General features: G+C 38.1%; 15 protein-coding genes. 7 read left to right on the top strand and 8 right to left on the bottom strand.

What is annotated here, in order from left to right; all coding sequences use genetic code 11:
* Positions 1–17: 17 nt before the first annotated feature.
* Positions 18–887: a GNAT family N-acetyltransferase gene (locus GJU32_RS04840; protein WP_230874938.1), complete on the bottom strand. Its 870-nt coding sequence runs from the start codon at positions 885–887 to the stop codon at positions 18–20.
* Positions 888–1,184: 297 nt separating this feature from the next.
* Between GJU32_RS04840 and GJU32_RS04835 the strand changes: the two genes are divergently transcribed.
* Complete coding sequence (locus tag GJU32_RS04835; RefSeq protein WP_196426595.1) at positions 1,185–2,354, top strand: multidrug effflux MFS transporter; 1,170 nt, start codon at positions 1,185–1,187, stop codon at positions 2,352–2,354.
* Between the two features lie 75 nt (positions 2,355–2,429).
* Here GJU32_RS04835 and GJU32_RS04830 read toward each other — a convergent pair whose 3' ends face one another.
* Complete coding sequence (locus tag GJU32_RS04830; RefSeq protein WP_230874937.1) at positions 2,430–2,927, bottom strand: hypothetical protein; 498 nt, start codon at positions 2,925–2,927, stop codon at positions 2,430–2,432.
* Positions 2,928–3,022: 95 nt separating this feature from the next.
* Between GJU32_RS04830 and GJU32_RS04825 the strand changes: the two genes are divergently transcribed.
* Positions 3,023–3,475, top strand: a complete 453-nt coding sequence (locus GJU32_RS04825) for an NUDIX domain-containing protein (RefSeq protein ID WP_155590820.1) — start codon at positions 3,023–3,025, stop codon at positions 3,473–3,475.
* 33 nt (positions 3,476–3,508) lie between these two features.
* On the opposite strand, the gene GJU32_RS04820 is transcribed toward GJU32_RS04825, so the two are convergent.
* Together GJU32_RS04820 and GJU32_RS04815 are read right to left on the bottom strand one after the other, a co-directional pair.
* Positions 3,509–3,952, bottom strand: a complete 444-nt coding sequence (locus tag GJU32_RS04820) for a GNAT family N-acetyltransferase (RefSeq protein ID WP_155590819.1) — start codon at positions 3,950–3,952, stop codon at positions 3,509–3,511.
* A gap of 11 nt (positions 3,953–3,963) precedes the next feature.
* Positions 3,964–4,281 (bottom strand): MazG nucleotide pyrophosphohydrolase domain-containing protein, encoded by a 318-nt coding sequence (locus tag GJU32_RS04815; RefSeq protein ID WP_155590818.1) that lies wholly within the window; start codon positions 4,279–4,281, stop codon positions 3,964–3,966.
* A 303-nt stretch (positions 4,282–4,584) separates the two neighbouring features.
* On the opposite strand from GJU32_RS04815, the gene GJU32_RS04810 reads away from it, so the two are divergent.
* Positions 4,585–5,160, top strand: coding sequence for an LOG family protein (locus tag GJU32_RS04810; RefSeq protein ID WP_155590817.1), 576 nt, complete (start codon positions 4,585–4,587; stop codon positions 5,158–5,160).
* An 87-nt stretch (positions 5,161–5,247) separates the two neighbouring features.
* Here the strand turns inward: GJU32_RS04810 and GJU32_RS04805 are convergent, their stop codons facing one another.
* Positions 5,248–5,469 carry a hypothetical protein gene (locus GJU32_RS04805; RefSeq protein WP_155590816.1) on the bottom strand — a complete coding sequence of 74 codons (222 nt, stop codon included), beginning with the start codon at positions 5,467–5,469 and terminating at the stop codon, positions 5,248–5,250.
* A gap of 311 nt (positions 5,470–5,780) precedes the next feature.
* Here GJU32_RS04805 and GJU32_RS04800 point away from each other — a divergent pair, with 311 nt between their 5' ends.
* Positions 5,781–6,383 (top strand): nucleotidyltransferase domain-containing protein, encoded by a 603-nt coding sequence (locus tag GJU32_RS04800; protein ID WP_155590815.1) that lies wholly within the window; start codon positions 5,781–5,783, stop codon positions 6,381–6,383.
* Between the two features lie 413 nt (positions 6,384–6,796).
* Here the strand turns inward: GJU32_RS04800 and GJU32_RS04795 are convergent, their stop codons facing one another.
* Positions 6,797–6,994: a transmembrane Fragile-X-F protein gene (locus GJU32_RS04795; protein WP_155590814.1), complete on the bottom strand. Its 198-nt coding sequence runs from the start codon at positions 6,992–6,994 to the stop codon at positions 6,797–6,799.
* A gap of 120 nt (positions 6,995–7,114) precedes the next feature.
* On the opposite strand from GJU32_RS04795, the gene GJU32_RS04790 reads away from it, so the two are divergent.
* The 3 genes from GJU32_RS04790 (at position 7,115) to GJU32_RS04780 (ending at position 9,759) form a co-directional block, all read left to right on the top strand.
* Positions 7,115–8,092 (top strand): dimethylarginine dimethylaminohydrolase family protein, encoded by a 978-nt coding sequence (locus GJU32_RS04790; protein WP_155590813.1) that lies wholly within the window; start codon positions 7,115–7,117, stop codon positions 8,090–8,092.
* A gap of 102 nt (positions 8,093–8,194) precedes the next feature.
* Entirely contained in the window at positions 8,195–8,440 is a 246-nt protein-coding gene (locus GJU32_RS04785; protein ID WP_155590812.1) for a YkuS family protein, read from the top strand.
* 152 nt (positions 8,441–8,592) lie between these two features.
* Positions 8,593–9,759 carry a Ger(x)C family spore germination protein gene (locus GJU32_RS04780; protein ID WP_155590811.1) on the top strand — a complete coding sequence of 389 codons (1,167 nt, stop codon included), beginning with the start codon at positions 8,593–8,595 and terminating at the stop codon, positions 9,757–9,759.
* Positions 9,760–9,796: 37 nt separating this feature from the next.
* On the opposite strand, the gene GJU32_RS04775 is transcribed toward GJU32_RS04780, so the two are convergent.
* Complete coding sequence (locus GJU32_RS04775; protein WP_155591338.1) at positions 9,797–10,456, bottom strand: MBL fold metallo-hydrolase; 660 nt, start codon at positions 10,454–10,456, stop codon at positions 9,797–9,799.
* A gap of 178 nt (positions 10,457–10,634) precedes the next feature.
* The gene (locus GJU32_RS04770; RefSeq protein WP_155590810.1) at positions 10,635–11,795 is read right to left on the bottom strand and encodes an MFS transporter; all 1,161 of its coding nucleotides are present in this window, start codon (positions 11,793–11,795) and stop codon (positions 10,635–10,637) included.
* Positions 11,796–11,934: the final 139 nt, after the last annotated feature.

Raw genomic sequence — 11,934 nt, 5'->3', positions numbered from 1 at the left:
AGGCTTGCACTTTTTATTTATCCAAATGCTTGTGCTGCAAGAGCAAATAATGTTTGGTTCCGAAGAGGCATTTCTTTAGCATTGCGGATCATGACAGGCGGTGTTGCAGCCAACGAAAAACCACTTTGTTCTAAAATTGGACTAAGCTCCTTTTGGATAGACGGACAATCGATACGTACTTTCCCCTGGTAGCCCCTAGCCAATTCATTGATAATATAGTGCGCTATTTCCTTATTTGGCGCTACGATTGGTCCAAAAAGAAGATAAATTGGACCTGCGATTGTTAAGCCATAGCCAATCATTTCGTTGTGTTGATTTTTCACGACAACACAGCGCTGGGACTGCTGAATTCTTTTATGCAAAAAGACTCTTCTACTATCCCCAAATGCAACTGCATCAAGTTTAACAAGCTGTTCAAAATCCTGTTCTTGAAATTCATCGATGGAGCCTAAAAAATCGGATTCCCTAGTCGTCTCCACAAATTTATCAGCCAAATATTTATGGACATATGCCACAGTAGTAAAACCCATTTTATTATATAATGGTTCTCCCTCTTTCGTAGCCACAAGCATAATGGCTGTTTCCTCTGAAACACTATCGATACATGCTTGTGTAACGATTTTACCTAAGCCATACCCTCTACATTGATCATGCACAATCACCATGCCAATGGAAGCTACATTTGTATCATAGGGAATAATTGCAGCACTGGAAACAATTTTTCCTTCCTTATTTTTATGTCCGAAAATTCGACCTGCTGTCATGATTGTCTCAATTTCATGGGCATCGTAATCCCAACCGACTGAAGCCGATAGCTCGATTAAACCCTGAATATCGGTAGAAGTAAATAATGTTAGCTGATATAAATGATCACTGATTATTGTCAATTTTGTTCACCCTCTAAAATTTGATATAAAAAGAACGTTTGTTCCATTTTACAAAATTCCTCTTACATGTACAAGCAATATCTCTTAATAATTGATAGGTTTAGCAATTATTGCTATATAAGACTTGTAAATTAGCTTATAATAGCTACTAGACTATGCACTCCTACTTCAAGCATATAAAGGTGATTTCAACATGACATCCTATGAACGTATACTAATAATGGTCCCGCCGTTTCCCTAGCTACGCTATCTACTTGTAACAAACAAAGTAGAATTTGCTTGTAGGAGGGCAATATGTTGAAAAAACAGGCAGTACCATCTTTATTATTAATGATTGTTCTTGTGGCTTTTCCACAAATTAGTGAAACGATATACACACCATCTCTACCGGATATTGCAGCTGCTCTTGGTGTATCCAATAGCTCTGTCCAATTAACCTTAAGCATTTATTTTATTGGCTTTGCATTAGGGGTTTTTTGCTGGGGATGGCTCTCTGATTTCATTGGCCGTCGACCTGCCATGCTAGGAGGTTTAATTTTTTATGGAATAGGTAGCTTTCTCTGCTTTTACGCAGAGACAGTCCCTTTTCTACTAGCAAGTCGATTCATTCAAGCGTTCGGGGCCGCTACTGGTTCCATTATTACGCAGACCATTTTGCGTGAAAGTGTAACAGGTAGTAAACGACATGCCATGTTTGCTCAAATTTCAGCCGTCATCGCTTTTACTCCTGCGATAGGGCCGTTAATTGGCGGCTGGGTTGATCAAGCTCTTGGCTTTCGAGCCGTGTTTTTTGTCCTTGTGGTGATGAGTATCTTGTTGTTCATCTATGCTTATTGTAGACTTCCTGAAACAACAAATCCTACAATAAGACAACGGATTGCAATATGGCCAGTCGTTAAACGCATGTTTGCCTCGCCAACAGTGCTTGTCTATGGACTGCTCATTGGCGGCATCAATGGTGTTCTATTTAGCTACTATGCCGAAGCACCCTTTATCTTCATAGATCATTTCCAGGTGTCACCTGGCTTATATGGCTTTCTTGGCATCATCGTTGCCCTTGCTTCTATTATAGGGGCTATGATTTCAAAACGACTCGTCAGCCTTCATCCACCACAAAAAATAATCCATGTCGGTTGTTTGGTGATGCTAGTCGGCACTTTACTTTTGACTATCGTCTGTACGCTGCCATTGCATGCTACAATGATTGCAATTGGTATCATGATCACCGTTTTTATCATGCTGTTAGGCTCAGGCATCGCACTACCTAATTGCCTAAGTCTTGCACTAGTAAATTTTCAGGATGTCATTGGGACAGCAGGCGCTATCTTTAGTCTCGGCTATTACTTACTCGTCAGTGTAATCACATCTGGTATGAGTTTGCTACACAACGGTTCTTTACTGACAATGCCACTCTATTTCTTGGTTCTATCCTTGACAATGTGGCTTTGTGGGAGAAAATTTATTTGATAATCGATGAAAAATCGCAATAAAACAGATGAGCCACCCTCAATATTGTTAGGGTGGCTTCGCCTGTCACTGACATTATTGAAAATAGTAATCCACTACTTCTTGTGCTGCTTGAAAAATTTTGTTGCTTTGCGTTTTATAGATGAACTTTGGATCCGTACAGGCTTTCTCAAGGCTTTTGGCCTGCTTTAGCTTATCGGTCATTTGCTCAATTATATCCGTATAGCCATCGAGTTGATTTGATATTTTAGGTAGCATCATTGGTGAGATATCCAAGACAATCGCCACTTGGTCCTCAGCGTAGCTATTTAAATTGAAAAAAAACCATTCTTCCAAATGCTTAGAATGTTTATCTACATTAATGACTGCCTCTTGATAATTGGCGACTATGCCTGTCGAAGTATTTGTAATCGTAAAGCCTTGTTTCGTCAGATGCTGTTCAACGAGCTTTAAAAACTGCCCGACCTCTTCATCTAGTTTCGGTGTGACAGTCGATTGAATTAAATCATCGCATTTCTGATAAATTGTATCGATTTCAGCCTGTTTTTCTACAAGTAATTTAAAATTGGACATTGAATACACGCTTCATCTCCCCTTTTTACTAAGGTAGACATTCATGAAGCGTTTTAGTCAATGCATTAAAAATTAACAACCAAAAGGAGATGCCTATGATCAGAAATTCTTTAAAAGCTATCATTATTGACGATGGAAAAATATTACTGACAAAAAACCAAGATCCAGAGGGCTATTTTTATCTTTGCCCAGGAGGCGGACAAGAACATGGAGAAACATTCCACGAGACACTGCAAAGAGAATGTCTCGAAGAAATTGGGTCTTCTGTTCATATCGGGGAGCTACTTTTTATTCGTGAATACATCGGAAAAAATCATGAACATGCCGCCTTTGATGCAGCTGTTCACCAAGTAGAATATTATTTTCTATGTCAGTTACATACGCTAGCCTGTCAGCCAACAAATCCAGATAGTCATCAAGTCGGGACAGAATGGATACCAATAGAAAAGCTACATACTTACAGACTTTATCCGAAAGCAATCATCCCTCTATTACAACAATATGTACAGGGTCAAAAAACAACGATTTATTTAGGGGACGTCAATTAAAATAGGCTGTCTTTTTCTCTAGACAGCCCTTCCTTACTTCAACGTTTTCACCATTGAATAATAGCTACTGCCTGGCGGATAATCTTTAATTTCCCCCACTACTTGATAGCCTTGAGCCTCATAAAATGTACGGGCTTGAAACTCGTAGGTTGTTAGCAGAGCTTTCGTAGCCCCCATCTTCTGAGCTGTCTCCTCTGCCTGTGCTAACAATTTACTGCCAATGCCTTTTCCACGATACGCTTCACTAAACCAAAATTTATGTATTTCCAGCCAGCCCCAATAAACTTCAGCCGTCATACCACCAATCCATTGCTGCTGTTGATCCGTGACAATCAAATGTAAAGGACGAACCGCACCCTTCTGCCTACTTTCTCGATGGTGAAAGGAGTGTTCATTATTGTACGCTCGAATTTTTTCAGTTAAAAAGGTCCTAAAATCATCATGCTGTTCGCATAAAACCTCGATTTGATACTCCACCTGAAGCCCCCCTACTCTTGATAACGCTTCAACAGTTTGTCTTGATGAGCTGCAAATATTTCTGCTAATGGAATATCATATTGGTTCGCAATCACAGTAATATTCCCTAATACATCGCCTAGTTCTTCGACAAGCTCTTGTTTATTTTCCTCATAGGAGTTCGTTTTTTCATCTGGTCGATCCCTACCAATTTCTATTGCTCGTATTGCTCTTGCAACCTCACCTGTTTCCTCTGCTAGAAAGCCAATACGTGTAAAAATATTGAGCTCTGACCAACCTCGTGCCTCATAATAATCCTTCACCCAATGCTGAAATTCATTTAATTCCATTGCTTTTCCTCCATTCCTTTCCACTTTAAAATAAATTATACTATTAATTGAGCCTCGGCGTCATGGAGTCCAGTTTTTTCGAGCTGGCTCGAAAAGCTCCTAGTGACATCCTTCGGGGCTTTGGGGCAACATGATGTTTGTTACACCGTCATTGCCATAGAACGTGGCGCATTTTAATGATGTTCCCCTCTTTCAGCTGACGTTCGTTTCCCATCGATAGTGGAGTCTAGCCCTTCACTTTCGGTACAAAAACATTTGCTGAATCAAGATAATAGTATTTGACTAGATATGGAGGAATCAACTATGAAAAGTATTGCAGTATTTTGTGGATCAAGTATCGGCGCTTCGGACGCATATCGCGAAGGTGCGATTCAATTAGGTAAAGAATTAGCAAAGCGTCAAATTACCCTCATTTATGGTGGTGCTAGTGTTGGCATCATGGCTACAGTAGCGAATACGGTTCTGCAAGAAGGTGGAAAGGTCATTGGGGTGATTCCGACATTATTAGAAGAACGCGAAATTGCTCATCAGCAGTTATCAGAGCTAATCGTTGTGAACACAATGCATGAACGTAAAAGTAAAATGATGGAACTAGCAGATGGCTTTATCGCGCTCCCTGGTGGTCCTGGTACATTAGAAGAATTTTTTGAAGTATTTACTTGGAATCAAATCGGCCTTCATCAAAAACCTTGCGCTATTTTCAATATTGAACGCTATTTTGATTTATTAATTTCATTTTTTGACCATATGCAGCATGAACAATTTTTAAAAGCACAATATCGTGAGGCACTCATTGTCGATGAAGACGCATCAGCACTAGTAGATAAGTGTGAAAGCTTTGTTCCTCCTGCTGTGAAAACCTATGAACTAATCAAATAATCGTGCGGTAGGGATAGAAACGTGTAGGTTGGTTCAAAAAAATACGGACAGCTCTTAAAAAAGAGCAATCCGTATACCAACGCACCCTTAAAAAGGATGATATTTCAACTTATTTGGATCTACTATATAGAAAATTTTTTTAATCGTTTGGGTTGAAGAATGCCAGTCAAAACAAAAAACGCCTGTTATTTTTTTATTTTCAGTGGCTACTATGCCATATTGATTATTTACTATAGCTACAGTAGCACTTTTTCCAAAGAAAAACTTCTTTGACTCGCTCTCTCCCTCCCTCCATTGCCGTTCTAACATTACCCCCTCCATCCGCAGCAAATAGAACATCATTAGATAACAAATGGGTTACTCCATGAATATCCCCTTTTGATAATGCCATGATAAATTGTTTTATATAATTTTTCTGAGGAGCACAGCTATAGAAGAGTCACCTGTATTTATAGAACTGTATAAAATAAATAAAAGGTTTTGAATAAACAATTACGATTAATAAAGATTTAAAATTAAGTTTGCTAGGATATAGTAAAGATTAATAGTTTGAAATAAATGCAATCATTGGGAATAGCGTCAATAATAATGCCAATTTGATTGTTTAGGAGGATATTTTTTTGAGAACAGACATAGATAACTGGGAACCAATCACCGTAACTGAAATTAATAATCTCTTTTCCACTATTCCGATTAAATGGGGTATTGCAGGGGGATGGGCTTTAGATTTACATTTAGGGAAACAATCCAGAGTACATAAAGATATAGATGTAATAATACTTCGAGATGAACAATTAACAACTTATCGCCATTTGTCGGATGATTGGATGTTATACAAAGCAGAAAGTGGGAAACTTGCTCTTTGGCAAGAAGGTGAATTTTTAGAAACTACCAATGACATTTGGATTAGCAAAGGCAGTAACTCTCCCTGGGCTTTTCAGATTATGTTAGTAGATATAGAGGAACAAAACTGGATATACAGGAGAGAAAAAACGATTCGACGAGATATAGAGGATATATTTTTAAGAACATATGAAAAAATACCTTACCTGAGACCTGAGATTCAACTCCTTTATAAAGGTGGAAGTTCTAACATTAGAGAAAAAGATACGAAAGATTTTCAAACAATACTTCCTTATTTACTGCCTGAACAAAAGGATTGGCTAAAAATGGCTTTGAAAAGACAATTTCCAACTGGTCATTCTTGGCTTGACTCTATCTAAGAAAAGATATGGTGCAACAGAGAAACGGCACAAAATATTAAGTGCGATGATGGTAAGAAAATATACATTCAATGAACACTTTTAGTAAATTAATAAAAAACAAGCCACTACTTTTTACGAATAGCCAAGAACTTTGAGTTCTTTTTTCGCAATTTATAAGGGCACCTTTTCAATTAACGAAGTGCTTTAGTTTAAGAGTGCGTGCAGCCACTTCCTTTCTGGAGGTGGCTATTTTCATACCTCACGAACATTGAGTGGACCAATTAATCAAAATGTTGGTATATCGTTTTTAAAGTGCAATTTAATTTATCCCCCTGCCAATTACCGTTTTCAAGACCTTGATTCATGCTTTACGGTGTGATGTTTATTGTACAGAACAATCTCGCTTTCAAAATGAAAGTGCCTTACTTTAATCATAGACCCGCCCTCTTTTCTCGTTTTTTCACTGCTACCACAGCAATCAATACCGTGACGAGCTTCACCACTAAAATAATTGCGTAAAAACTAAATGAGATAATGGCTGGTAATAACACAAGCCACCACGACCATGTAATGACATCCGTTAACTTCAATACGACAAAGACAGTGGTCAACACTTCTGCAATGCCCATCTTTTCACCACCTTACAACCCTTTCTTGACTATGTACTTACTATATACCTTAGCATAAGGTAACAACGAAGGAAAATATACTACTATTTTTCTCTAAATCATACAACAGGAGGAAGTACTATGCGTAATATTTTTGTTCAAAGTGAGTTTGCTCCTTTAAAAAGAGTTGTTATGGCTCAATCAGAATTTGCTTTCCCCGCTACAGAGGATCAAACAGATGATGATTTTTTAACAGAAGAAACGTTAGCACTTTATGAAGGTGCCAATACACTTGGTAAAAATTTCAAAGAAGTTTTCCCAGAAAGACAACAGCAATGGGAATTGGAAAGGGCGAATTTAAAGAAAGTGTTAGAAAAGTATGGTGTTGAAGTACAAGTGCCAAGACTTTTAACAAACTATGAAAAAGAGTTAGGGAAAGAAGATGGCTATAGTAATTTCTTTGTCCGAGATCCCTTTTTCACAATTGGCCACTTTTTAATCGAAGGCTCACTTCGCTTTCCACATCGACGCAACGAAATCTTACCAGTGCGTAATATATTGGCACAGGAAGCAAACGAAAATCAATGTTTCTATGTCTCGATACCAAAGCCTGATATTGGCGAAGGACAGGATTGTGAAGCTGGTCCATTTTTAGAGGGTGGCGATGTGTTAGTCCTAGATAAAACTATTTTCGTTGGTAATTCAGGACTAGCTTCGAATAAAAATGGTGTTCAGTGGCTTCGTAACTTAGCAAGCAACGTCGATTATATAGTTGTAGAAGTACCGCTTCATCCGACCATTCTCCATTTGGATTGTGCGCTAAGTTTGGTAAGAGAAGGTCTTATGATTGTATGTGAAGAAGCACTTGTAAACGGCATACCTGAACAACTAAAGGATTGGGACAAAATTCACGTTTCCTTAGAAGATGCCGCACGATTAGCTACAAACGGTTTACCAGTCAATGAACATGTCTACATTACAGATGAAGAATTTAAATGGATTGGTGACCAATTAGAACAAAGAGGTATCACTGTCGAATATGTAAATTTTAACATCTCTCGAAGTTTCGGAGGTTCCTTTAGATGTAGTACACAGCCACTATTAAGAACATATCGTTAGATCATGTTGTCAATAATTTTAGGAAATTATTCACCTTCACTTAAAAATAATATGAATAATGAGCAACCTGTAATGGCACATTATTTGTAGGAGGTGGACAGAATGTCTAGAATTATTGGTGTTGAACAATCATTATCTAATATCGAGGATGCTTTAAAAGCAAAGGGCTATGAAGTAATCCAGCTTCGCAATGAAGAGGATGCAAAAAAATGTGATGCTTGTATTATTACAGGTCAGGACCGAGATGTGATGGGAATTAGTGATCCAATCATGGAAGGTCCTGTTATTGATGCGGATGGGCTATCGGCAAACGAAGTCGTTCAACGCGTCGAAAAATATTTCCACTAAATCAACTCGTGCTGTCCCCATGTCACTTTGGCTGTGGGCGGCACTTTCCTATTCAATTCACTACATACTAATCCCTCAATCGAACTCTACTTATAATACACTTCGTTCTTGTCCAAACTACTATACACGAACTTCAAAAAGTAGGGAGACATATGAGCCAAAAAAATATAGTGCTTGGTATATTAATGCTTACAACAACACTACTCATGTCAGGTTGTTGGGATGTCACAGAGCCACAACGAATGTATTATGTGCAAGGTGTTGGGGTTGATTACAAGGATAATGAATATACAGTATACTTACAAATTATCAACTTTGCCAACGTAGCGAAAACTGAACAAGCTAACCCACAAGCTGACCCTACCGAAATTGGTCAAGCGAAGGGAAAAACAATTGAAGAAGCCGTATTCAAATTATATCGTTCAATGGACCAAGAAGTATTCTGGGGACATATGACCTTTCTTCTTTTCTCAGAGAGTGCCATGCAAGATGAGCATGCGATTGCAGTAATCGATACTTTTTTACGCTTTCGAGAGACTAGATATCATATTTGGGTCTACTGTACGCAAGACCCGATTGAGGATGTTTTATTAGTTTCTCCACTATTGGAAAAATCACCAACTGCCACTAAGTTAAGTAATCCTAAAAACACAGCTAAGCAGGAGTCATTTGTAGAGCCTGTTAATTTGAGACAGCTAGTCATTGGCTTAAATGAACCGAACCATGAAATGAAAATACCTCTAGTGACCGTCAATGAAAACTGGGAGACAATGGATGGACCCAAAACTGAAACCGTTTTTGCAGGTGTCGGTATGCTCTCAAAAGATAGTTTTAAGGGCTATATCAAAGGAAATGCCGCTCGTGGTATAGAGTGGATGAATGATGAAACACAGCAAGGTGAAATAACAGTTCAACTAGAAAATAATGAGAAAAGTGATTACTTAACAGTTGATATAAAAAAGTTAGATGTCGATGTCAAACCAATCGTAAATAATAGCCAAGTTAAATTTGAAGTATACTTAAAATTTAACACAGTGTTAAATGGCTTTAAAGGCAAGCTCACGCCGGATCAAGTAAGAAAAAAAGTAGAAGAGGCAGTCAAAAAAGAAATTATGGATACCTTTGAGGAGGGATTGAAGTTGGACGCGGATGTCTTTCGATTATCAGAATACCTTTATCGCGATCATGTAAAGGTATGGAAAAAGCTTGAGAAGGATGGCAAAATTCCGTTAACCAAAGACTCCATCAGCAAAATCGATATTCATATTAATAAAGTAAGCCCTGGTCGCAAAACATTCCAAGAGACGATTGCAGAATAATTACAGGTAGAGACCACCCATTTGAGTGGTCTTTTCGTTATGACAGGATTTGATGAATTTGATGAAGGACATCTCCCCTACTTAATCCACCGTGATAGCAAACAACCGCTTCAAGTTCGAGATTTTGGTACTTTGTTATAGAAAGTCGAGCTTCTTCCAAATTCAAAGCGGTTGGTTCGTGGATGCCTTCAATGTTGCTAGCCACACTATACATTGAGTCACCCGCAATTAATGTTTTACTTTGCGTCAAATAGAGGCTGATATGACCTGGTGTATGCCCTGGTGTATGAATAACCCGAATTCCACCGCAAAACGGTAATTCTTCACCATCGCTCACAGTCACATCCACCCTGCCCTTTGGTGGGTTCTTTAAATGGCCGTCTTTCAATAGCGGGAATTCCCCTTGAATATAAGGCTTATCAAGCGCGTGTGCATATACTTGAACATGGTGTCCACACGCCTGCAATAAATCAGGAAGACAACCAATATGATCGACATCCTGATGCGTTAGTATTATCGCCTTGAGCTGCTCCAATGACACACCTACCTGTGCCATGGCCTCACGCAAATCTTCCATTTGCCCTGGAAAACCTGCGTCAATCAATACCGCCATATCCTGATCCCATAACAACATTGGATGAATAATAAACCCTTGATAGTTCAGTTCAAGCATTTCGACACCCTTCGCAATTTTCATAACACTCGCCTCCCCCATCTTTTCATGTAAAAAATAGTGCAACATAGTTAGTTTCTGTTTCCTAATCCAAATCCCCTGTCAAATACTTGCTTTATTTTTTATCATTAGCAATCTACTAATAGTAAAAGGACCAAGCACTCAAGTTTAGTTGAGACTGGTCCTTTCATTTTTGATCGTACTAATGATCGATTTTCTTGTTATTCAAATAATCTTTGTACACTAACACGGCTACCATAATAAAACTTAGACTAACAAGGCGGAAAATCATTTCTAAACTAATCCATTCTGCTAAAATCCCTAATACAAATGCGCTAATACCAATACCAACATCAAAACTAGAAAGGAAAGTTGCATTAGCCGCACCACTTTTTGCCTCACTTACTTTTTGAACAGTCCATGTTTGTAAACATGGCATAACGGTTCCATAACCTGCACCGAATAAAATCGCTGCACAAATAAGACTCAAATTATTTGACGTATAGGATAGCACGATAAGTGATAAAAACCCTAATATCGCGGACACAATGATAATAGACCAAGGTCCATTCTGATCAAACCATTTTCCGGTAAATGGTCGTAGTAAAGTAGAAACAATCGCATTGATAAGAAAGAATAGAAAAATATGTGCTAATCCCTTTTGTTCTCCATACAGAACCAAGAAGGTAATGATAGCTCCAAAGCCTAGCGTCGTAATAACAGTTAATAATGCCTGAAACCATACATCTTTTTCAAAAATGGCTTCGATAAATCGAAATGGCTGCTTCTCGTATTTAGTAGGAGCTGATGAACCTACAAATTGAAGCGTTATTACTGCTAGTAAGCACAGAAATACGGATGAGCTGATTAACGCATGAAAGGAAAATGAACTATAGATAAGGATACCTAGACTTGGTGCAACGATAGCTCCGACTGTTGTTGAAATAGAAAAATACCCTATTCCTTCTCCTAATCTAGCTTTTGGAATGATATCTACAGCCATTGTACTATTAGCTGTAGTTGACACTCCCCACACAGCTCCATGGAAAAATCGTAATAATAGGAACAACCAAATCGTGCTAAGAAAAGGATACAACATTGTAATCATCAATAAAGTAACACTTGCACCTATAGCTAGATTTTTTCTCTTATTATCAATCAAATAGTACCCTACAAAAGGTCTAATGATAATTGCACCTATCGTAAATACCGTTGTCACTAAACCTACTTGAATAGGCGAAGCGTTTATGCTTAATAAATAGGCTGGTAAGATAGGTAGTAACATTTCAAATCCAATAAAAATTAAAAAATTACTTATAAATAGAAAAAGAAATGATGGTGTAAAAATTATTTGTTTTTTCATGTTAGAATTCCTCGCTTCTAATTATTTTGCTAAATTAGAAGCGATTGGCACACTGAAACATTCCTAAATTGCCTTAATTTTTTCAGCAATAGTCTCACCCTTTCAATATTCAATCACAACAAAAAAGACGCCATCAAAC

Source organism: Lysinibacillus cavernae (genome assembly GCF_009724685.1).
GTDB classification, from domain to species: domain Bacteria; phylum Bacillota; class Bacilli; order Bacillales_A; family Planococcaceae; genus Lysinibacillus; species Lysinibacillus cavernae.
The sequence above is the reverse complement of the archived record's forward strand: the minus strand, read 5'-3'. Positions and strand labels throughout refer to the sequence as shown.

Bases quoted from the DNA above. Each gene is read 5' to 3' on its own strand.
- GJU32_RS04830 (WP_230874937.1), bottom strand. From the start codon at position 2,927: ATGTCCAATTTTAAATTACTTGTAGAAAAACAGGCTGAAATCGATACA.
- GJU32_RS04810 (WP_155590817.1), top strand. From the start codon at position 4,585: ATGAAAAGTATTGCAGTATTTTGTGGATCAAGTATCGGCGCTTCGGAC.
- GJU32_RS04815 (WP_155590818.1), bottom strand. From the start codon at position 4,281: ATGGAATTAAATGAATTTCAGCATTGGGTGAAGGATTATTATGAGGCA.
- GJU32_RS04795 (WP_155590814.1), bottom strand. From the start codon at position 6,994: ATGGGCATTGCAGAAGTGTTGACCACTGTCTTTGTCGTATTGAAGTTA.
- GJU32_RS04775 (WP_155591338.1), bottom strand. From the start codon at position 10,456: ATGAAAATTGCGAAGGGTGTCGAAATGCTTGAACTGAACTATCAAGGG.
- GJU32_RS04805 (WP_155590816.1), bottom strand. From the start codon at position 5,469: ATGTTAGAACGGCAATGGAGGGAGGGAGAGAGCGAGTCAAAGAAGTTT.
- GJU32_RS04785 (WP_155590812.1), top strand. From the start codon at position 8,195: ATGTCTAGAATTATTGGTGTTGAACAATCATTATCTAATATCGAGGAT.
- GJU32_RS04825 (WP_155590820.1), top strand. From the start codon at position 3,023: ATGATCAGAAATTCTTTAAAAGCTATCATTATTGACGATGGAAAAATA.
- GJU32_RS04790 (WP_155590813.1), top strand. From the start codon at position 7,115: ATGCGTAATATTTTTGTTCAAAGTGAGTTTGCTCCTTTAAAAAGAGTT.
- GJU32_RS04770 (WP_155590810.1), bottom strand. From the start codon at position 11,795: ATGAAAAAACAAATAATTTTTACACCATCATTTCTTTTTCTATTTATA.
- GJU32_RS04780 (WP_155590811.1), top strand. From the start codon at position 8,593: ATGAGCCAAAAAAATATAGTGCTTGGTATATTAATGCTTACAACAACA.